Genomic DNA, 21,265 nt, shown 5'->3' with positions numbered 1-21,265 from the left:
ACCTCTCACTATTGTTTTTTCCCGTAAAAACTTTACTTTTGCGAAAATTTTGGAAAACGGTTAAAACGAATATACTATGTACTGGACCCTTGAACTTGCGTCGAAATTGGAAGATGCACCTTGGCCTGCATCTAAAGATGAATTGATAGATTATGCTATCCGTTCCGGTGCACCAATGGAAGTAATTGAAAATCTTCAGGATATTGAAGATGATGAGGAAATTTTTGAAAGTATCGAAGACATTTGGCCGGATTATCCGAGTAAAGATGATTTCTTTTTCAACGAGGACGAATATTGATATAAAATATGCGCTAAAATGTGCTGATACAATGTATTACGTAGAGGGCTGTCGTTTATACGATGGCCTTTCTCGTTTTATATAGAGGAAAACTCTTTGATTAAAATAGACATGGCATTGGAGACGATGTCATTTTTTGTGTCAAGCTTGTTGGTATCTATTTATTCGATTTTTCTCCCGGGGCTGTCGGAAATTTATCGGTGGTGGCTCTGGGGAATCTTTTGTATTTTTATTTTCTGCAAATGCCGGAATAGGGACAAGTCCGGCATTTTTTTTCATTAAGAGTTTGCGTAAAAGAGTTGTCTGAAGAAAAAAGACGACTCAATAATTCTGTAAGTAACTGATAAAAATCCTCTCTGTAAGCACTGAAATCGGAGATATAGGAATTGTTGCATTTTAATTTGTAGTTGTAATCTTTTCCGAAAAGCAGTTTTGTACTGTATATGCCCGGAGTAAGTACCGGATATTGCGGATGATTGTAGCCGAACATCAGGCAATAAAGAAGGGTTTGAAATGCAGCTTTGTTCCGGTTGTTGTCCGTCGGATCGAAGATCGACGGTATATCCCGGAAAACAGTTGTATCTGCTCCTGTTTTATAGTCAATGATCCGGACAGCATGATCAATTTGGTCTATCCGGTCGATAATGCCGCCTATGTATACGGATTTTAAACCGTTTGGCGTATTTATCGGGATGGGAACGGTGTATCTTTTTTCCATGGAGATAATGCGGAACGGACATATGGTTTTGTCATACTGAAACATTTGCCGGAGGTATTTTTTTATAACTTCCAGTATAAGTTCGTTGCTACCGCTGTCGATCAGGCGGATGACCTGTGAATCGTAAAAATTCAGGTACGATTTCCGGATGTGTTTATCGAGCTGTTCCCGGTTATGAAGTATCCGGTTAATTACGTCCGCAGTTATTTCCTGTTCAGCGACTGTTGCATATAACGATTGGGAACATTCGTGGAAGATATTTCCCAATAAGCGTTGATCCAATTCTTCGGCCATTTCTTCTTTTTCCTTGATTCCGGCAATGTATTTGAAATAGAATCTCAAAGGGCAGTCGATGTATATGTTTAAGGCCGAGGGAGACAGGGATATCTCCGGAGATTGTGTATATGCGTATAAGGTATCAAGAATTTCCTTGTTGTATACGATTTCTATTTTCCGGGCTTCTTCTACGGAGATATGGTTCTGGAAATTGTGTTCCGTGATCGGTAAGCCCGATTCGTATTTCATCTGGAGCAAAAAACGGCTTTTTTCTCCACCGGATAAGCCTTGTGTTACTGAATTATAAAGGATTTTTATTTGTCTGGCACGTTGTAGTACCCGGTAAAAGTAATAAGCAAACAGAGCATCCTGGTGTTCCGGAGTCGGGAGCTGAAAGCCGACTCTTAAATTGTAAGGGATAAAAGAGGAAATATGCCCTGTGTGTGGAATAATACCTTCGTTGGCGGAAAAAAGGATCAGGTTGTCGAAGTCCAGCATACGGGTTTCTTGCAGTCCCATGATTTGTAATCCTTCGAGAGGTTCTCCGCTAAAGGGTATTGTCGTTGTGTTGATGATTTTATTGATGATCTGTAAGTACAGTTTGTTCTCGGGCACGATTTTTTCTTCTTCGAACGTGTTTTTTAGGCACTGTATCTGTGTATAAAAAGTAAAGATAAATTCCTTTTCCAGCGGATAAAGTGTTCTTTCCGTGTCCGGAGAAGAGGCCGAAAGTAATTTTAAGATGCGGAGCAGATAATCGGGAATATTTTGTTCCTCTTCGGAAAAGATTACACGGGTTAGGGCGTTGAAGTGTAGATTTTTCCCGGCAATATATACAATATTTTTTTTTCGGATGTAATCCGTGATCTTGTCAATGTCTTCGGGGCAGCTGTCTTTGATCAATTTGTGGTTGAGTAAAGCAATGACCGGTTTATAATAGTAATAGGTGTTACCGTTTTCGGTTTTGCTGTAATTTTTCAATTCCCCCAGCATATACAGTAATGCCGCGACGGAGGTGTTTTGGGCCGGATAGCCCATGGTAATGTTTATTTTGGAGATATCTTCCGGGATAGAATGCATGACCGGAATTAACAGCCGTTCATCGCATAGTACCAGAGCCGTTTTCCGTGGATTTTTGCGGGAGGCATCATTCAGTAGGGTCGGGATAAGTTTGGCTTGCCCGATATTGGAAGGTACTGAGATGTATTCGATATTTTTACCGTTGTATTTGAAATTGTTGAAATGTTCGGGACCTAATTCATTGGGGAATAAGGTCAGGTTCTCCCGGATAAAGTTTCCGGCCTCGTGGAATTCATTTGAGGTGTAATATATGTCGTAATCCCAGTAGAATATAGCTTGTTTATTGTTTTTGTAAAAGGTGAATATTTGTTTTTCGCATTTGTTCAATGCATTGAAACCGGCAAAGATAACCGGTGTTTTTTGAGCATAGTTTTCGATATGCTCATAAAAGAAACGCTGTCCCATTCCTTCGTAACAGAGATTTTCTTTAAAAAGCCGTTCTTTGAATTTCAGGTAGGTCGGATAGAGGTTGTTCCATACTTTGAGAAATTCCTGTTGCTCCAGACTGTATTTTTCAGGATTGAAACTGCTCCAGAAGCTTTTTACGGCATCGATCTGTTCCGGAGAAAGGTAAGGAAAATTGATTTCAACTTCTTTCAGAGAGATTATATTGGAAAATAAAGCCTGAGGATCTGCCAGGTATTTGTCGATGTCGTCGAAATCTCCTAAAAGCATGTTTCCCCAGAAGTAGAAATCTTCGAATTTCTCCGTAGAACCGGATACCTGGGTATATGCTTTGTATAATTTAATAATTAGAGGGAGGTTGTCGGCTGTTTTCAGTCCGGTTTGCCGTTCGATAAACTCCGGAAGCGTGAGAATAGCAGGCATCCATATCGGTTGACCAATCCGCTTGGATAATGCTTCGGCCAAAAATAATCCGGCTCTTTTATTCGGAAACAACACCGTCAGGTCTTTCAGATTGTACTGATATTTACGAATCAGATCTTCGGCTAACAGTTGCAGGAATGAATTCATATACCCTTTTTTATAAATCCTGTGCCCGACGATTTTACTTTCAGGCTTTCTTTTTTTTTGTTATTTTTGACAACCTTGACAAAGATAAATTTATTTTGTCACCCGAAGGGATAAAATCGTCGAAAAAGTCGATGGATTACAAATATTGAGATTGGTATAATAAAATTGAATTATGTTACAGGATCTGTTACAGAAGAACCGGAGTTACCGTCGTTTTGACGAGCAGGTAAGGCTATCGGAGGATGAATTAAAAGAATTGGTGGCATTGACTCGCTGGTGTGCTTCCGGGCGTAATGCACAGCCGTTGAAATACCGTATCGTTTCTACAAGGGAAAAATGTGCCGAAATATTTCCGGCATTGGCCTGGGCCGGATATCTGACTGATTGGGCCGGTCCTGCCGAGGGAGAACGTCCGGCTGCTTACCTGGTTCAATTACTGGATACCCGGATTGTGGAGAATTGTTTGTGTGATGACGGAATACAGGCACAGACGATACTTTTGGGGGCGGTAGAAAAAGGTTACGGCGGATGTATAATCAAGGCTTTTAAGAACGACCGGTTGGTTAAAGTGTTGCAGTTGCCGGAATATATGCGGATTATGTATGTGATTGCATTGGGAAAACCAGTGGAGAAGGTGGTTGTGGATGATATGGAGGAAGAAGATTACAGGTATTGGCGGGAAGCTGACGGTACTCATCATGTACCGAAGCGTCCGTTAACGGAACTTCTTTTTTGACCGGGTATAGGATATGAAGCTTCTATGTGCAGAATATAACGAACAAGGTAGTTTTACGGTGGGGGTCATCGGGGATAATGCTTTGTTGCGTAATAACAATGATTTTTATTTTCCGGCATTTACCCGGGAATTGAGTTGTGTACCGCAATTGGTGTTTCGTGCCTGTAAGCTGGGGAAAGGTGTATCCGAGCGGTTTGCCGGCAGGTATTACAATGAGGTGGGCGTCGGTTTGCGTTTTTATGCGGACACATTGGAGAGCGAATTGAAAATGAAAGGGTTGCCGTGTGGTGTTGCTGCAGCCTTCGACGATTCCGCAGCGCAAAGTGAGTTGCGGGACTATCAGGGGGAGAATGTAAACTATTCTTTACAAGTGAACGAAACGACCGTTTTTACCGGAACGATGCGGGAATTACCGTTACATGCCGATGAGTTTGTTGCTTTGGCATCCGGATTTTATATGATTAAAATCGGTGATTTCTTTTACTGTGGAAACCCTTACCGTTACCGGGGACTTCAAATCGGGGACCGGCTGCGGATGTATATGGGAGAGGAGTGTATGATGGATTTTCACATCAGATAGTCAATCGTTATTTTATGGTCCGATAAACGAAAACAGCCCGGTAAAATACCGAGCTTTATTCAATTCTAAAAGCGCCTCTTAAATAATATTAACCGTCCAACTTTTGGGGTTCAGTTCAATTTTTCCGGCTGTTTTTTATGTGGTTCTTAAAGTTGAACGTTGTTGTATAAGAAACGTTTGATTTTATGTGTCGGCGTTTTTTCGAAAGGTTCGCTTTGGACCATAACCAATTGTAGTTTGGAAAAATTATTGACCCGGCTGTTGACGTATTCGAAAAGTTCTTTTTTCTGTTCTTCGATGTAATCGTTGATATACGCTTTGTAGTTTCCGGCCTGGGTTTTTAGCTTCTGATATTGTTTTTCCAACTCTTCCATGTTGAAATGAACCATTGCAACTAATTTCCCTTTGGACTCGACAACGAGGGACTCGTTTACAAACCGGAAATTGTTGATGATCGATTCGATTTCTTCCGGATAGATGTTTTCGCCGGAAGCCCCTAAAATCATGGTTTTTATCCGTCCCCGGATCGATAACCTTCCTTTCTTGTCGAAAGAGCCGAGGTCGCCGGTTTTAAACCAGCCGTCCTGAGTGATCGATTCCCGGGTTAATTCCGGTTTTTTATAGTATCCTTTCATGACGTTCGGACCTTTGATCCAGATTTCACCTTCTCCTTTGTTGTTCGGTTCGTTGATTTTCACCTGTACACCTTCCATAACGGGACCGACTCCCTGTAAAAAGGTTTGCGACGGGTTGCTGCCGGCTGTCATCGGGGCTGTTTCGGTCAAGCCGTAACCGATGGCGTATGGGAAACGGGCTTCACGTAAGAAACTTTCGACTGTCGGGTCTAATTTAGAACCTCCGACTCCGAAGAATACCAGTTCTCCGCCGAATGTCTGCATAAGCTTTTTACCGGCGAGGCGGTTTAGTGTTTTGCGTATGGGAGTGAATTTATATAAACAGCTCATCAACCGGGAAGAATTGAATTTCGGTAATATCTGAGTTTTGTATATCTTCTCGATAACCAGGGGAACTGATAGCATGACTGTCGGCCGAATCTTTTGCATAGCCGGCACCAGTAGCTTCGGTGTCGGAACCCGGTCGAGATAAAATATCTGTGCTCCGAACATCAGCGGCAGCAGTAACCCCAGCGTGTTTTCATATGTATGAGCCAGTGGTAAAATACTTAAAAACCGGTCGTTTGTACTGACGGGTTGTATGGTGCTGCATTGTTGGGCGTCCCACACCAGGTTTTTGTGACTTAGCTCCACGCCTTTTGAGAATCCGGTTGTTCCGGAGGTATAGATGATGGAAGCGGTGTCTTCTTCTTCGATGCAAATTTCCGGAAGCGGTTTGAGGTTATTTAACGGAATATCCTGTTCCAGTTTTTCGATGTTTTCCACCGGGTATCCTGCCGGGATATGGGCGAAAGTATTCATCAGGATTTTATGTTCCAGAAAGTTTGTTTTTATATCGGCTACCAGCTTATAAAGTAGTTTGGACACAAATATGATTTTAGCTTCCGAATGTTCGAATATATTTTGGATTTCAGTGGTACTGAAACCGGGAAGTACAGGCACGGCAATGGCTCCGATTTGTGCAATGGCAAACTGGGTGATTCCCCAGTTGGGCATGTTGGCACTTAGGATGGCCACTTTATCTCCTTTTCGGATTCCTAATTCTAAAAGATGATTGGATATAGAAAGAACTTCATTGTAAAAATCCCGATAAGTCCTGTTTCCTGATTGAACAAAATTTAAAGATAAGTTGTCTTTAAATTTGGAACAGCTATTTTTGAGCAATTCCGGTAGTGTCAATTTATTTAAGATCATATTTTAATTTTCGCATATACACTGCAAAGATACGACGTTTTTTTGAGGAAAGGGTTAAAGAAAAATAAAAAATAACCGGAAGGTAGTTAATTTACACTACGATTTTGAAAAAACAGAAAATAGTAACGCCGGGTAAAACCCGGCGTTATCTTGTGTATTTATTTTTTAGGAGCTTCCTTGAGAGTTTCTTTTAAGAATTCCCAGAATTTGCCGACAGACGGAATGTTTACTTTCTCGTCCGGGGAATGTGGGTGGCAGATCGTCGGTCCAAAGGAAATCATGTCCCAACCCGGGTATTTTGCACCTAAAATACCGCATTCCAGGCCGGCATGTACGGCCATAATACGTGCCTCTTTGTTGAACATTTTCCGATATGTATCCTGCATCGATTTCAGGATGGCCGATTGCGGGTTGGGTTTCCACCCCGGATAAGCACCGTCGAATTGGATGTTATCGGCTTTTGCCAGTTCAAAAACGGATTGCAGACATTCTGCCAGATAATCTTTCGCTGTTTCAACGGATGAACGCATGAGGGTGTTGATGACGATTTTATCGTCGCGGGTTTGTACGATAGCCAGATTGTTGGATGTTTCGACGGTGTCCGGCATAGAATCGATCATACGTACCGTGCCGTTGGGACATCCCAGGATCGCGTCGGTCAATCTCCATTGTAAATCGGCATCCATGACATGTGCCGGCATTTCGGTTTCTTCTGCCGATAGTTTTACATCGGGATCTTTTTCAATCAGTTCGGCTTTATATATGGCTTCTGCTTCTTTTATTTTAGCCAGGAATTTATCTGCATTTGCTGCCGGTAGAGTGATAACGGCAAATGTTTCACGCGGAATGGCGTTGCGTAGGCTACCTCCGTTGATGGTGGCTATTTGCAGATTCAGTTCCTGGGCGTGAGTTTTCAAAAAGCGGAATAATAATTTGTTAGAGTTACCCCGGCCGAGGTTGATGTCCATACCGGAATGTCCTCCTTTAAGTCCTTTCAGAGCTAATTTATAGGCTTTGCTTCCTGCCGGTACGGCAGCTTTTTTATAATTGAATTCTACGGTTGCATCAAGTCCTCCGGCACAACCGACATATAATTCGCCTTCGGTTTCCGAGTCCAGATTCAATAAGATATCTCCTTCCAATACACCCGGTTTCAGACCGTTCGCACCGTCCATACCGGTTTCTTCCGTCGCCGTGATCAGTACTTCGATCGGACCGTGCTGAATGTCGGTGGCCGTCAGTACTGCCATTGCCGCAGCAACGCCCATTCCGTTGTCGGCACCCAAAGTTGTTCCTTTGGCACGTACCCATTCTCCGTCGATATATGCGTCGATCGGGTCTTTGGTAAAATCATGCCGGGTATCTTCATTTTTTTGCGGAACCATATCCAGGTGACCTTGCAGAATGATGCCTTTGCGGTTTTCCATACCCGGGGTAGCCGGTTTGGTCATAATAATATTTCCAGCCTCGTCCATCCGGGCATCGATGTGGTGTTCTTTAGCCCAATTCATCATAAATTCCCGGGCTTTTTCCTCATGGTTGGAAGGCCGCGGTACTTGTGTTAACTTGTAAAAGTTTTCCCATATCGCTTTGGGTTGAAGGTCTTTGATTGTATCCATATATTTTGTTGATTAGTGTTTGCCTTGCTGCTGACTAATAGGCCTGAAAACATTCGTCTGCGGTAGTTCCCATCACCTGATTGACCGGAGCAAGGTTCACGGTTATAGATTTTATTTTTTCATGTGCTCATTCAGATATTTTACGAACTTTTCATAGAGTTGGCGACTGGTATTTCCGCCATATATGCTGTGGTTACGGTTGGTGTAAATACCCATATCGAATTGTTTATTGGCCTGTACTAGGCGTTCTGCCAATTCATACGTATTTTGAACATGTACGTTATCGTCGGCAGTACCGTGACAAAGCAATAAATTTCCTTTTAATTTGTCAGCCCAGTTCAACGGAGCATTTTCCTCATATCCTTTTTCGTTTTCTTTGGGTGTACGCATATACCGTTCCGTGTAGATGGAATCGTAGAATTTGTAATGAGTTACCGGAGCGACGGCGATGGCTGTTGTGAAAATATCATTTCCTTTCATGATACAGAGGGACGACATAAAACCACCGTAACTCCATCCCCAAATACCGATGTTTTGCTTGTCGATGAAAGGTTTTTCTGCCAGCCATTTAGCGGCAGCAATCATATCGTCACTTTCCAGTTTACCCAATTGCATATAGGTGCATTTGCGGAATTCTTCGCCGCGTGCTGCTGTCCCTCTGGGATCGATACAAGCTACTGCGTATCCTTCCTGTGCCAGATAATTCAACCAGTTGACGCCTCCCCAGCTATTTTTTACCTGTTGGGAGTTCGGGCCGCTGTATTGGGTGATAAGTAAAGGATATTTTTTGTTCGGGTCGAAATCCAGCGGTTTCATGATCCAGGCGTTCAGCATGGTTTTACCGTCGGCTGCCGGAATTTGTATGAATTCTTTCGGCGCAATGGCATAACCTTTGATGGTTTCCTGGGCCTGTTGGTTGTCTTCCAATACGCGTACCAGCTTATTCTTCGCATTATATAAACTGATTACCGGCGGTGTGTCTATGTTGGAGAATGTATTGATATAATACTGGTATGTTTTACTGAAAGTAGCGTTGTTCCAACCTTTGTTGGGGGTTAATTTCTTTTTTTGTCCTTTGCTGTCTACGGAATAAACATATTTTTCCAGAGGTGATTCCTCATAAGATGAGAAGTAGAACGTTTTTGTCGCGGGGTTATAGCCGTAGAAGTCTGCAATGTCATAGTTTCCGGAAGTGATGGCCTTCTTTTCATGTCCGGCCATATCGTAAAGGTATATGTGCATATATCCGTTTTTCTCACTGGTAATGATAAAGTGTTGGCCGTCTTCCGGAAATACCAGGTTGTCGAAATTGCTTTCGGCAATGTAATATTTATTTTCTTCCCGGTAAAGGATGTTGGATTTTCCGGTACGGGCATTGGCCAATAGGATTTCCATCTTGTTTTGCAGACGATTCAAGCGAATGATAGCCAGTTTTTTAGGATCCTGTGTCCAACGGATACGGGGAATATAGATATCTTGTTCCTCACCGATATCCATTGTCATCGTCGTTTTATCCTGTATGTCATATACATGTACCGAAACCAGTGAGTTGGCTTCACCGGCTTTGGGATATTTGTAGCTGTATACCGAAGGATATAGTTCGTTTTCTTTCAATGCCGGGGCTTGTCCTTCGAACATATTCATCGGGAATTCTTTGACGGCAGATTCGTCAAAACGGATGAAAGCCAGTGCCGAGCCGTCGGGAGCCCATTCAAAAGCCTTATTGAAAGAAAATTCTTCTTCGTATACCCAGTCGGGGGCTCCGTTGATGATGTGATTGTATTTGCCATCGAATGTGATTTGCCGTTCAGTGCCGAAACGCAGGTCGTGAATGAAGAGGTTGTTATCACGCATAAAAGCGATACGTAAACCGTCAGGAGAGAAAGTCGCCAGACGTTGACTGCCGTTTTCCGAAAGAGGTTTCAGTTCTTTATTTTTAAAATCATAGATATAATAATCGGCAGTATAGGAGTGGCGGTATATGGGGTTGACATTCGTACTGATGAGAATCCGGCTTTCGTCGTTGTTGAATGTGTAGTTCGAAATGTATTTTACCGGACTGTTCTCAATCGTTTTCAGGTCTACTAATGTTTCGACCGGTTGGCCTGTCTTATAACTGTATTTTACAATTTGGGTTCCATTATTGGCTAATACAGTATAATGTGCCCCGTCATTCATGGAGCGAATGCCATAGACTCCTTTGGTTCGGAAAGTTCCGTTCACAAAAAAATCGTCCATGCTTAATTTTTTTTGCTGGGCGTAGGAAGATACCCCTAAACTAGTTAAAATCAGTAAAATAAAGATGTAGTATATACGTTTCATCATTAAAAATTATTTGTGTTTTATCAATCGAGCCTCAAAGGTTTAAAAAAAAAAGATGTTTTCAAAGATTTTCTTTCGATAAAGTTTCTCATTTTCCCGGAAATCTCTGCCGGACGAGGCGGATTTTTTTGGACGTGGGAACACAAAAATCCTACGATTTTGATTTACGATTTTTCTTCGGCAGGCGAAGGTTGTGGAGCCAATCTGAAATCTAAAATCATAAATCTACAATAAATAGCTTTATCTTTGCAAAAAATTCAGTATATGAACCGCAGGATTCTTCGTTTGGCCATACCTTCTATTGTATCCAATATCACTGTTCCTTTGTTGGGACTGGTCGATGTGGCTATTGTGGGGCATTTGGGGACGGCTGCCTATATCGGAGCAATTGCTGTCGGAGGTTTGTTGTTCAATATTCTGTATTGGAATTTCGGTTTTTTACGGATGGGCACCAGTGGCCTGACTTCCCAGGCCTATGGCAGAAAAGATGCAAATGCTCAGATTCGGGTGTTGGCACAGGCAATTGCTGTGGGATTGATTTCAGCAATTGTCATACTGATTTTACAATATCCGATAGAACGTTTGGCTTTTTATTTTCTCGATACGAGTAGGGAGGTTGAACAATATGCGGTAACTTATTTCCGGGTTTGTGTATGGGGGGCACCGGCAGTATTGTCGATGTACGGATTTAAGGGGTGGTTTATCGGTATGCAGAATTCCCGTTACCCGATGTATATTGCAATTGCAGTTAATGTAATTAATATTGCCTGCAGTCTCTTTTTTGTTTTCGGATTGGGTATGAAGGTTGAAGGGGTTGCTTTGGGGACTGTCGTTGCCGAGTATTCGGGATTGTGTATGGCAATATGGCTGTGGAGAAAAGAATACGGTTTTCTTCGTTCGCGGTTTGTTTGGCAGGAAAGTATACGATTCGGTGCGATGCGTCGTTTTTTTGCCGTAAACCGGGATATTTTTTTGCGTACGCTTTGTTTGATTGCTGTAACGACTTTTTTTACTTCCAGTGGTGCCCGTCAGGGAAATGTGATTTTAGCCGTGAATACGCTGTTGATGCAATTATTTACTCTTTTTTCATATGTTATGGATGGATTCGCCTATGCGGCAGAAGCTTTAGCCGGTCGTTATATCGGTGCCTGTAATTTAAAGCATTTGCGTCATGCTGTGCGGAATTTATTCGGTTGGGGAATAGGCTTGTCCTTGTTGTTTACATTATTATACGGAATAGGAGGGAAACACTTTTTGGAAGTATTGACCAATGAAAAGGAGGTGATTGTTGTTGCCGGGGATTATTATTATTGGGTATTGGCTGTTCCTTTGGCCGGTTTTGCAGCTTTTTTGTGGGATGGAATCTTGATCGGTGCAACTGCTACCCGCCAGATGTTGTGGTCTATGGCTGCTGCTGCCGCAGTATTTTTTCTGATATACTACGGATTTTCAGGAGATGTTGATAATCATGTGTTATGGTTAGCTTTCCTCGCTTATTTATTCATACGTGGTTTGATGCAAACTATTTTGGGGCGAATTATATTTACACCTGCCTATTTGAAAAAAATGTCTTGTAAATGAGACAAGAGATGTTGTAAAGTAAGATATGTAAAATAAAATTTTATTATAAAAACAAAAATCTTATCTTAATTTTTTATTATCTATTGTTTATTTCCCAAAAAGTTATATTTTTATAAAGTACAATGCGCGTCTTGTAACTCTTCTATTCCTGTTCGGCAGGTTACTTGATTAAGATATCTTTGTATATCGGTGTTTTTATATTAATTTTTAGCTTATGAAGTGGTTAATTATCATTGTTATAATGGTAGTTCTCGGGGCGTGTCGTCGCGATTCGGAGCCTTGGTCTGAAGATGATCCGAAGCAAGAAGTTGCCGTTGTCGTGAGAACGGGTAGCAGTGTCGGTGCATTTTCACCGGTGAATTATCAGTTGTTTGTTTATGATGAGCAGAAACAGGAAACCGACTTTTGTGAAGTCCCTCCGGAAGCCGGAGATGCCCGTCGGTTCAGATGGAAATTGTCTCCCGGCACATATACCGGTTTTTGTATGGTGAATGTTGTCAATCAGACGGTTTTGGAATACAGTAAATCGAAGACTCCGGAACAAATATTCGTGAAATTAGAAAAAAATGCCGGGAATTATACGGAAGCTGCAGATTATTTATTGGGGCAGGCGGATTTTACAGTGACTGAGGGAGAGCCGGTGCCGGTGGTTTTCGATATGCAACGCAAAGTGGCACAGTTGCGGGTTATTGTTGAAAATGTGCCGGAAAATTTGACAGATCTGACAATTCATGTATTTTCAATTCCTTTGAAAATGAATTTACTGGGAAATTATACAAGTGAGACGGGTACTTTGATTAAAACAGCCGGAATTTCGGTTGCGGGTATTTCCACAACCGGGATTTTACTGTTTCCGCCTGTAGGAGAGAGTGGGTTGATGTTGTCTTATAGGGTCGGGAATACACCTTATCAGACTCCTGTACGTTCGATACAGACATTGACGGCGAACCGGATAACGGAGATAAAAGCTGTATTCGGGAGTATACCGGGTTCGGAATGGGTTGGATTTGAAACGGAAATATACGATTGGGAAGAAACGATTGTCCGGGAAAGAGATTGGTATATTGATATGCCGCCCGATGTGTGCAAAGGGGTAGGAAATGGGGTTAACTTGATACAAAACGGTGATTTTGAAGGAGGAGTAACGGAAGGGATACCGGAACACTGGAAATTGGATGCCAACGGAACGGATAAGAAAAGTGTGGTTGTCGATGCTCCGGTTTATCAGGGGAATAAAGCTGTCCGGTTGGAGGGGAAGACCTATTTGTACCAGGATGTACCGGTTTCTGAAGGACGATGTTACCAATTGCGGATGTATGTGAGAGCCGATGTTGCGGAGGTGAAGTGGCGGGTGTGGTGTACCTGGATGGCCGGAAACCGGAGTCTGGCTTCGGAGGAAATACGTTCTTCGGCCTATGGCTATCAGACCGAGGGGTATGTTGATGTATTCAGAAACGGGATTTTCAGGGCTCCGGCCGGAACAACTAAATTGCGAATGGAGGTCCGGACATATATGTCGTCATGGACAGGGGGAACCGGACTGTATGTGGATACCGTGGCGGCGGAATTGGTAGAATAGTTTTTATTGTGGTGTGATCAGAGCCTGTGGTCGTAAAAGACCACAGGTTTTTTTATTTTTTCTGTCTTATTTATGGATAACATTCTTATCTTTGTTAATATTGAAAAAACAGTTGATTTTTATATGAAACGTATAGAAATTATCCTGGGAGATATTACGAAATTGCAAGTAGATGCGATTGTCAATGCTGCGAATACGACTTTATTGGGCGGTGGCGGAGTTGATGGGGCGATACATCGGGCAGCCGGTCCCGGGCTTTTGGAAGAATGCCGGAAATTACAGGGATGCCCGACCGGAGAAGCAAAAATTACCGGAGGATATTGCTTGCCGGCTCGTTACGTCATTCACACGGTAGGCCCGGTATATCGGGACGGTAAACAGGGAGAGCCTGAGTTACTTGCCTCTTGTTATCGCAACAGTTTGCGATTGGCTGTGGCTCATCATTTGAAAACCCTGGCATTTCCTTGTATCAGTACGGGGGTATATCGTTTTCCGAAAGGTAAAGCAGCCGGTATTGCACTACGGGAAATAGGTGATTTTTTGGTACATCATACGGATTTTGAAAAAATAACGGCCGTTTGTTTTGAAGAGGAGGATTACCGGTTGTATCGGCAGCTCGTAAAGAAAATGGGGTTAGAAAGCTAAATCTAAAAATATAGGGATTATGGAAAAGCAGTATTGTTACAAATATCCGCGTCCTGCTTTGACAACGGATTGTGTTGTTTTCGGTTTCGATGGAGCGGATTTGAGTGTTTTACTGATCCGGCGGGCAAATGAACCTTTTCAGTATGCGTGGGCATTTCCCGGTGGTTTTCTGGAAATGAACGAGACGGTGGAGGAAGGAGTATTGCGGGAATTACGGGAGGAAACCGGTATTATACCGGCTTTTACCGAACAGGTAAAAGTCTTTTCGGCAGTAGACAGAGATCCGCGGGGACGTATTATTACCGTGGCTTTTTATACTTTGGTAAAAATGCAGGATTATGTACCTGAGGCCGGAGATGATGCTTCCCGGTGTAAATGGTGTCGTGTTGACGAGTTGCCGCCTTTGGCGTTCGATCATGAAGAAATATTGCAGGCGGCATTGGTGAAATTACAGGAGCGTCTGCATTTGACAGCCGATGACAGGGGAGCTGTAGAGACTTCATTTTCTGCTCCGGTATTACAACGTTTGTATGACGCAATCGCCAATAGCCGGGAATAGTCCGGAATTGTAAATGATCCGGATTTTTGATCCTGAATTTTCGGGAAAAATCATGTCGGTCTTTTATTTGGGGTTTACGATCGGTTGAGGCTTGTTCTTCGATTTGGATTGTGAATCCGTATTTTGTGTACGTTCAGTAACGTTTGCATAGATTTTAATTGTATTCCGGAAATCTATCATATAACTTTTTTAAAAATATTGTACCTTTGCGAAGATTATGGAAAAATGTAAAGCATTGATTATCGCGGTAGATGGACATTCGTCCACGGGAAAAAGCACTGTAGCAAAATTATTGGCCACCCGTCTCGGGTATGTATATATCGACACCGGTGCCATGTACCGGGCGGTTACATTGGCCGCTATGCGCAACGGATTGATCAACGGTGAATATGTGGATGAAGAAAAGCTGCGTATTTGCCTGAAAAATCTGGTTATTGATTTCAGATATAATGAGGGACATGCCCGGAATGAAATTTATTTGAACGGAGAAAATGTAGAGGAGAGAATCAGGGGGATGGAAGTGTCCGGAAATGTGAGTTTGGTTGCCAGAATAGGTTTTGTAAGGACTTATCTGGTGGAGCAGCAACGGGAAATGGGGAAGACCGGAGGCATTGTCATGGACGGCAGGGATATCGGGAGTGTGGTGTTTCCGAATGCAGATGTTAAATTCTTTATGACGGCTTCACCTCAGGTGAGAGCAATGCGTAGATATAAGGAATTGACGGCAAAGGGAGAGGCGGTTGATTATGCCGAGGTGGAGGAAAATGTGAGAAAGCGGGATTATATCGATGAACACCGGGAAGAGAGCCCTTTGAAGAGAACAGAAGATGCTGTTTTAATTGATAACAGCAATATGACGATAGAAGAGGAAGTTCAGGTTATGATGGCTGTTATCGAAAAAAAGAAATGTTGATCCGTTGTATTTTTTCGGATTATGGATATGCGGGTTGAGATAGATGAAAATTCGGGTTTTTGTACAGGTGTCGTAAATGCGATCTGTAAAGCAGAGGACGAACTGAAAAAAGGAACTCTTTACTGTATCGGGGATATTGTGCATAATAACCTGGAAATGGAGAGACTGGAGAAGAAAGGCTTGAAGACGATCGGACACGAGGAATTTGCAGGGTTGAAAAATTGCAGGGTATTGTTCCGGGCGCATGGAGAACCGCCTTCTTCTTACCAACGGGCCTTGGCCAATGGGGTTGAAGTGATCGACGCTTCCTGTCCGGTCGTATTGAATTTGCAGAAACGTATCCGTGAAGCTTATGAAAAGATAAAACCTGCAGGCGGACAGGTGGTGATTTACGGTAAGCGGGGACATGCGGAGGTGAGCGGATTGGTAGGACAGACAAACGGGGAGGCGATTGTTGTGGAGACGGAAGCAGATCTGGTACAGGTTGATTTCAGTAAGCCGGTGGTGTTGTTTTCCCAGACGACGAAGAGTCTGGACGGGTTCCGGAATATAGCCGGAATTATACAGGAGAAGGGACAGGATGAGGTGGTTGTTTATGATACGATTTGCCGAAAGGTGGCGAACCGAATTCCGCAGTTGATAAATTTTGCAAAAATGCATGATGTTATTATTTTTGTGAGCGGAAAAAAAAGCTCTAACGGCAGGCAATTATTTGCTGTGTGTAAAGAGGTTAATGAAAGGACATATTTTGTGCAGGATGTGCGGGATTTGAAAAAAGAGATGTTCTTGGGGGCAGAAAGCGTTGGGATCAGTGGGGCGACATCGACGCCATTGTGGGTAATGGAAGAGATTCAAAATGTGATAAAAAAGCAAGAATAAAAATATTCTTCAAGATAGAGTTAACATAGAAAGTAAAATTTTATATCTATTATGGGAAAAATTAAAAGAATCGGAGTTCTTACATCGGGTGGGGATGCACCGGGGATGAATGCTGCTATTCGTGCAGTGGTGAGATCTGCCATATACTATGGTTGTGAAGCTTACGGTATATATGGGGGATATCAGGGGTTGATCAATGGGGATATCAAACGGATGAAATCCTATGACGTAAGCAATATTATCCAGCGGGGGGGAACGATTTTGAAGTCTGCCCGTAGTACTGAATTCCGTACGCCGGAAGGAAGAACAAAGGCTGCAGCGGTGTTGGCAGAACACAAGATCGATGCTTTGGTGGTTATCGGTGGTGACGGTTCGTTTACCGGAGCCCGTTTATTGATTCAGGAGCACGATATTCCGGTAGTCGGTATTCCGGGTACGATCGATAATGACTTATACGGAACCGATTCGACGATCGGGTATGATACGGCTGTTAATACGGCTGTAGAAGCTGTGGACAAAATTAAGGATACCGCCAGTGCACACAACCGTTTGTTTTTTGTGGAGGTAATGGGACGTGATGCCGGTTTTATTGCTTTGCGGACGGCTATCGCTACGGGAGCAGAAGCCGTATTGGTGCCGGAGATAGATACTGATATTGCAGACCTTGAATCCTTCCTTGCCAAAGACTACGATCCGACGAAATCCAGCGGTATTGTTATCGTAGCGGAAGGAGAAAAAGAAGGGGGTGCCTACAGTGTAGCGGATAAGGTTTCCAAAGCTCATCCGGAATATGATATCCGGGTGTCTGTACTCGGACATATGCAACGCGGCGGATCGCCTTCGGCTTTTGACCGTGTATTGGCCAGCCAATTGGGGGTTGCTGCGGTAGATGCTCTTATGGATGATCAGAAGAGTATTATGGTCGGTATCATGAATAAAGAAATTGTTCATGTGCCTTTCAATAAGACGATTAAAAATTCCAAAGGGTTAAATCCGGAATTATTGAATCTGGTGAGGGTTTTATCGAACCGATAAAAATACATTGTAATATTGATAAAGCCGGGAATGTTTCAGTCCCGGCTTTATTGTTTTATGCTGCTTCAATTATACATTCATTTCCGATTTATACTCCTTTTTCATCATTCGGATTGGGTTGAGTGTATTGAAATTTAGTTGTGTTGATTGGCAGGCTGTGGCAGAAAAACCCGTGTCCAGTATTCTTTTCCCTGCAAAAGAGGATCAACCGATTGAAAACTGATCATCAACAGATTGGCATTGAGGAATTTAAAGTGAATTGTAATATCTTTTCCGGATAATTTAGGGTTCATAATTGATTCTGAAACGCTTTCTACATAGGTACTGTCTGATGTTTGGGTATAGGTACCGTTTGAGGTGATGACAGATACATGACCGGATGTATTCAGGGCCAGATTTGTGAAACGATTGTCCGTTGAAAGGATTTTCATATAAGGTCCGGCTGTAATACTGTATTTTTCGTTATCGGATGTGTTATTGAGTTTGCATATTTGCCATATACCTTGTAATGTTGTTCCGGTATCGTTGCTGATTTTAATATCGGAAATAGATGACATAGAAGGTGTTATTTTGAAAGTAATCGGAAGCGTGTATATGACCGGTACTTTTTTCCCTTTATTTTTTCCCGGAATCCATTTCGGCATGTTGGAGACAACCCGAATGGCTTCCTTGTCTAATAGAGGATGAGAACCCCGGCTGATTTCAGCCTGACTGACTTTTCCGTTTTTATTGACGACGAATTGTACGTATACCCGACTTTGGACTTTTTGTGTCAATGCTTCCCGGGGATATTGGATGTTGCTTTCTATATATTTGAGCATGGCCTCAATTCCTCCCGGATATTCCGGCATCTGGTCGGCAATATAATAGGCTCCGTCTTCACGTATCATACCGTTTTGTTGTTGGGCAGATAATTCCGGGCAAAAACATGTCCAGGATAGTAAAAGTAAACAGGAAATAATGGTTTTCATACGATGAATTTTAATTTGGTAATTAATAACTTGAAACTGTTTGTGTTGTAAAAATAAATAAAATATGGAGAAATGAAAGAATTATTTTAGTGTGAAGATGATTTCAGGATTTTTTATTATTATGAAAACGGTTATTTTTCTTCTTTTCTGTTGTCAGAAAAAAGCGGTTCTTATTTTTTCAGATGTCTGAAAAAGGCGTAATTTTGAGCAGGAAAAGAGAATAACGGTGAAATTTGCAGATATAATTATACCATTGGCTGTAGAAGGGGTTTTTACCTATGCTGTACCTGTTGCTTTGGAGGAAAAAGTGGGGGAAGGCAAACTTGTCATTGTATCTTTTGCCGGAAATAAAAAATATACGGGTGTCGTATGGCGGATTCATGAGAAACAACCGGTCGGCTATAAGGTTAAAAATATAGAGGCTGTAACGGATGATCGTCTGCAATTGTCCGGGGTGCATTTACAATTTTTATTTTGGATGGCCGAATATTATATGGCTTATCCGGGAGAGGTGCTTCGGGCTGCTTTACCGGTTGTGTTCCGTTTGGAAAGTTTTACGGCGGTTACATTGGGGGATACGGAGATTGATTTCGATGATCTGACTGATAATGGACAGGCATTGTTGCGTTTTTTACGACCGGGGCAATATGTCGCTATGCGGGAAATAGAGAAATATCTCGGTATCAAAAACGGGATGGGGCTTGTCAAATCCATGCTGGATAAAGGATATATACAAATCAAAGAAACAATAGACGAAATTTTCCGGGAAAAGACCGAAAAATGGATACTTTGGGCGCGTCCTTATGCGGAAGAGGAACTTTCCGGTATTCTCGATGCTTTGAGGCGGGCTTCGGGGCAGTATAAAATGTTGTGCCGGTGGATAGAAGCAGGGAAAGAACAAATGGAAAAACAGCATTTTTTGAAGCAGTCGGGTGGTTCTGCTGCAATTCTGAAATCACTTTGTGAAAAGAATATCCTGAAAATCGAAGAGCGAAAAGTGAGTCGTTTGGGGGAAGATAAAGCCGGGGAACAGCAGGCAAATCCGCTTTCATTGCAACAGGAGTCCGCTATAAAGCAGATCAGAGATTATTTTACGTCCAAAGATTGTGTTTTATTACGGGGGGTTACTTCGTCCGGAAAAACAGAGGTATATATTCATCTGATCCGGGAATATATATCCCGGGGTAAGCAGGTGTTGTACATGTTACCGGAAATAGCTTTGACGGTTCAGATTATACGACGTTTAAGACGGGTTTTCGGGGATACTATCGGAATTTATCATTCCGGAATGCCGGATAATATAAGGGCTGAATTGTGGAAAAAGCAATCCGGTCCGAAACCTTATCCGGTGATTTTAGGGGTTCGGTCTTCGTTGTTTTTACCTTTTCAGAAATTGGGACTGGTGATTGTGGACGAAGAACATGATCCTTCCTATAAGCAAAAAGAACCGGCTCCACGCTATCACGGACGGGATGCAGCCATTATGCTGGCCAATTTGTGTGGAGCGAAAGTGTTGCTGGGATCGGCGACACCTTCTTTTGAAAGTTATTATAATACGAAAACCGGTAAATACGGCTATGTACAATTGACTTCCCGGTACGGGGATATCCGGATGCCGGAACTTTTGTTGGCCGATCTGGCAGAGTATCGTCGTAAAAAACTGATGAAAGGAGTATTTTCACCGGTTTTGATTCAGGAAATGCAACGGACGTTGAATGAAGGAAATCAGATTATCCTTTTTCAGAATCGTCGGGGGTATTCGACATATTTGCAATGTGATTGTTGTGGTTCTATATTGAAATGCAGTCATTGTGATGTCAGTATGACTTATTATAAACAACGCGACTTGTTAAGTTGCCGGTATTGCGGAAGTATAAAGAGGAACGTATCACTTTGTACGGAATGCGGAAAAGGCCATTACCGTCAAAAGACGCCCGGTACGGAGCGGGTGGAGGAAGAAGTGGCTGCACTGTTTCCGGATGCCAGAATTGCCCGTATGGATTTGGAAGTCATGAGCAGTAAAGCAAAGTATCACCGGGTTATTCATGATTTTGAGGAGGGTAAGACGAATATACTTGTCGGAACTCAAATGGTTTCTAAGGGATTGGATTTTGCTAATGTTAAATTGGTGGGTGTCATCGATGCGGACAGTATGGTTAATTTCCCGGATTTCCGTTCAGAGGAAAGGGCGTATTGTATGTTGATGCAAGTGGGGGGACGTAGCGGAAGAAAAGGGGAGCAGGGAAAAGTCATTGTTCAGACTGCCGATCCCGATAACCGGGTGTACCGAATGGTGATGAACGGTGATTACGATGTATTTTATACGGAGATTGCCGCCGAACGGGAACAGTTTGTTTATCCTCCTTTTTGCCGGTTGATTCAGGTGGAGTTGAGACATAAGGAGGTGGTGGTGGTGAGAAATGCGGTGAATCTACTGGTGGGCCGTCTACGGGTGGAGCTGGGGCGTCGTGTATGGGGGCCTGCCGTGCCGGAAGTTAGTAAGATCGGTGAAATGCACCGGGTACAATTATTGATTAAAATCGAATATAAGGTCTCTCTTTCCAGAATAAAATCTTTTCTTAAGGAAGAATTATCGGCTTTGCAGTCGGACAAAGGATTTACCGGGCTCCGGGTGTACTGTGATGTCGACCCTCAGAATTGATGCTTCAG

At 42.8% G+C, this 21,265-nt stretch carries 16 protein-coding genes; 11 read left to right on the top strand and 5 right to left on the bottom strand.

All coding sequences use genetic code 11. From position 1 onward, the window contains the following. Positions 1-76 precede the first annotated feature (76 nt). Positions 77-298: a DUF2795 domain-containing protein gene (locus tag BN8908_RS08185; protein ID WP_009135471.1), complete on the top strand. Its 222-nt coding sequence runs from the start codon at positions 77-79 to the stop codon at positions 296-298. A gap of 229 nt (positions 299-527) precedes the next feature. On the opposite strand, the gene BN8908_RS08180 is transcribed toward BN8908_RS08185, so the two are convergent. After that, positions 528-3,347, bottom strand: a complete 2,820-nt coding sequence (locus BN8908_RS08180) for a PD-(D/E)XK nuclease family protein (RefSeq protein WP_068690000.1) — start codon at positions 3,345-3,347, stop codon at positions 528-530. A 172-nt stretch (positions 3,348-3,519) separates the two neighbouring features. Between BN8908_RS08180 and BN8908_RS08175 the strand changes: the two genes are divergently transcribed. Together BN8908_RS08175 and BN8908_RS08170 are read left to right on the top strand one after the other, a co-directional pair. Next, positions 3,520-4,083, top strand: coding sequence for a nitroreductase family protein (locus BN8908_RS08175; RefSeq protein WP_021988390.1), 564 nt, complete (start codon positions 3,520-3,522; stop codon positions 4,081-4,083). Between the two features lie 13 nt (positions 4,084-4,096). Further along, positions 4,097-4,663: a hypothetical protein gene (locus BN8908_RS08170; RefSeq protein WP_021988391.1), complete on the top strand. Its 567-nt coding sequence runs from the start codon at positions 4,097-4,099 to the stop codon at positions 4,661-4,663. Between the two features lie 146 nt (positions 4,664-4,809). Here BN8908_RS08170 and BN8908_RS08165 read toward each other — a convergent pair whose 3' ends face one another. The 3 genes from BN8908_RS08165 to BN8908_RS08155 form a co-directional block, all read right to left on the bottom strand. Further along, on the bottom strand, positions 4,810-6,492 hold the full coding sequence (locus BN8908_RS08165) for an AMP-binding protein (protein ID WP_068689998.1): 1,683 nt from the start codon (positions 6,490-6,492) through the stop codon (positions 4,810-4,812). 158 nt (positions 6,493-6,650) lie between these two features. After that, entirely contained in the window at positions 6,651-8,111 is a 1,461-nt protein-coding gene (locus BN8908_RS08160) for an aminoacyl-histidine dipeptidase (protein WP_068689996.1), read from the bottom strand. 111 nt (positions 8,112-8,222) lie between these two features. Next, positions 8,223-10,349 (bottom strand): S9 family peptidase, encoded by a 2,127-nt coding sequence (locus BN8908_RS08155; RefSeq protein WP_235837423.1) that lies wholly within the window; start codon positions 10,347-10,349, stop codon positions 8,223-8,225. 348 nt (positions 10,350-10,697) lie between these two features. Between BN8908_RS08155 and BN8908_RS08145 the strand changes: the two genes are divergently transcribed. From BN8908_RS08145 to pfkA, 7 genes are all read left to right on the top strand, one after another. Further along, positions 10,698-12,014: an MATE family efflux transporter gene (locus BN8908_RS08145; RefSeq protein WP_068689992.1), complete on the top strand. Its 1,317-nt coding sequence runs from the start codon at positions 10,698-10,700 to the stop codon at positions 12,012-12,014. A gap of 214 nt (positions 12,015-12,228) precedes the next feature. Next, on the top strand, positions 12,229-13,593 hold the full coding sequence (locus BN8908_RS08140; RefSeq protein ID WP_068689990.1) for a FimB/Mfa2 family fimbrial subunit: 1,365 nt from the start codon (positions 12,229-12,231) through the stop codon (positions 13,591-13,593). A gap of 123 nt (positions 13,594-13,716) precedes the next feature. Beyond that, complete coding sequence (locus tag BN8908_RS08135) at positions 13,717-14,238, top strand: O-acetyl-ADP-ribose deacetylase (protein WP_021988397.1); 522 nt, start codon at positions 13,717-13,719, stop codon at positions 14,236-14,238. Between the two features lie 19 nt (positions 14,239-14,257). Continuing rightward, positions 14,258-14,797 (top strand): NUDIX domain-containing protein, encoded by a 540-nt coding sequence (locus BN8908_RS08130; RefSeq protein WP_021988398.1) that lies wholly within the window; start codon positions 14,258-14,260, stop codon positions 14,795-14,797. Between the two features lie 217 nt (positions 14,798-15,014). Further along, positions 15,015-15,710, top strand: a complete 696-nt coding sequence (gene cmk, locus BN8908_RS08125; protein ID WP_068689986.1) for a (d)CMP kinase — start codon at positions 15,015-15,017, stop codon at positions 15,708-15,710. A gap of 27 nt (positions 15,711-15,737) precedes the next feature. Next, positions 15,738-16,589: a 4-hydroxy-3-methylbut-2-enyl diphosphate reductase gene (locus BN8908_RS08120; protein ID WP_068692173.1), complete on the top strand. Its 852-nt coding sequence runs from the start codon at positions 15,738-15,740 to the stop codon at positions 16,587-16,589. A gap of 51 nt (positions 16,590-16,640) precedes the next feature. Beyond that, a complete protein-coding gene (gene pfkA / locus BN8908_RS08115; protein ID WP_021988402.1) occupies positions 16,641-17,624 on the top strand; it encodes a 6-phosphofructokinase in 984 nt (327 codons plus the stop codon). Positions 17,625-17,758: 134 nt separating this feature from the next. Here the strand turns inward: pfkA and BN8908_RS08110 are convergent, their stop codons facing one another. Then, positions 17,759-18,595, bottom strand: a complete 837-nt coding sequence (locus BN8908_RS08110; RefSeq protein WP_068689984.1) for a TonB family protein — start codon at positions 18,593-18,595, stop codon at positions 17,759-17,761. Positions 18,596-18,821: 226 nt separating this feature from the next. Here BN8908_RS08110 and priA point away from each other — a divergent pair, with 226 nt between their 5' ends. Beyond that, entirely contained in the window at positions 18,822-21,257 is a 2,436-nt protein-coding gene (gene priA / locus BN8908_RS08105; protein ID WP_068689982.1) for a replication restart helicase PriA, read from the top strand. Positions 21,258-21,265 lie beyond the last annotated feature (8 nt).

Origin of the sequence: Culturomica massiliensis, assembly GCF_900091655.1 — a bacterium.
Lineage (GTDB): Bacteria > Bacteroidota > Bacteroidia > Bacteroidales > Marinifilaceae > Culturomica > Culturomica massiliensis.
The sequence above is the reverse complement of the archived record's forward strand: the minus strand, read 5'-3'. Positions and strand labels throughout refer to the sequence as shown.

What these genes read in the sequence shown, in the direction of transcription:
- BN8908_RS08185 (WP_009135471.1), top strand. Translation starts at nt 77, where the DNA reads ATGTACTGGACCCTTGAACTTGCGTCGAAATTGGAAGATGCACCTTGG.
- BN8908_RS08180 (WP_068690000.1), bottom strand. Translation starts at nt 3,347, where the DNA reads ATGAATTCATTCCTGCAACTGTTAGCCGAAGATCTGATTCGTAAATAT.
- BN8908_RS08175 (WP_021988390.1), top strand. Translation starts at nt 3,520, where the DNA reads ATGTTACAGGATCTGTTACAGAAGAACCGGAGTTACCGTCGTTTTGAC.
- BN8908_RS08170 (WP_021988391.1), top strand. Translation starts at nt 4,097, where the DNA reads ATGAAGCTTCTATGTGCAGAATATAACGAACAAGGTAGTTTTACGGTG.
- BN8908_RS08165 (WP_068689998.1), bottom strand. Translation starts at nt 6,492, where the DNA reads ATGATCTTAAATAAATTGACACTACCGGAATTGCTCAAAAATAGCTGT.
- BN8908_RS08160 (WP_068689996.1), bottom strand. Translation starts at nt 8,111, where the DNA reads ATGGATACAATCAAAGACCTTCAACCCAAAGCGATATGGGAAAACTTT.
- BN8908_RS08155 (WP_235837423.1), bottom strand. Translation starts at nt 10,349, where the DNA reads ATGGACGATTTTTTTGTGAACGGAACTTTCCGAACCAAAGGAGTCTAT.
- BN8908_RS08145 (WP_068689992.1), top strand. Translation starts at nt 10,698, where the DNA reads ATGAACCGCAGGATTCTTCGTTTGGCCATACCTTCTATTGTATCCAAT.
- BN8908_RS08140 (WP_068689990.1), top strand. Translation starts at nt 12,229, where the DNA reads ATGAAGTGGTTAATTATCATTGTTATAATGGTAGTTCTCGGGGCGTGT.
- BN8908_RS08135 (WP_021988397.1), top strand. Translation starts at nt 13,717, where the DNA reads ATGAAACGTATAGAAATTATCCTGGGAGATATTACGAAATTGCAAGTA.
- BN8908_RS08130 (WP_021988398.1), top strand. Translation starts at nt 14,258, where the DNA reads ATGGAAAAGCAGTATTGTTACAAATATCCGCGTCCTGCTTTGACAACG.
- cmk (WP_068689986.1), top strand. Translation starts at nt 15,015, where the DNA reads ATGGAAAAATGTAAAGCATTGATTATCGCGGTAGATGGACATTCGTCC.
- BN8908_RS08120 (WP_068692173.1), top strand. Translation starts at nt 15,738, where the DNA reads ATGCGGGTTGAGATAGATGAAAATTCGGGTTTTTGTACAGGTGTCGTA.
- pfkA (WP_021988402.1), top strand. Translation starts at nt 16,641, where the DNA reads ATGGGAAAAATTAAAAGAATCGGAGTTCTTACATCGGGTGGGGATGCA.
- BN8908_RS08110 (WP_068689984.1), bottom strand. Translation starts at nt 18,595, where the DNA reads ATGAAAACCATTATTTCCTGTTTACTTTTACTATCCTGGACATGTTTT.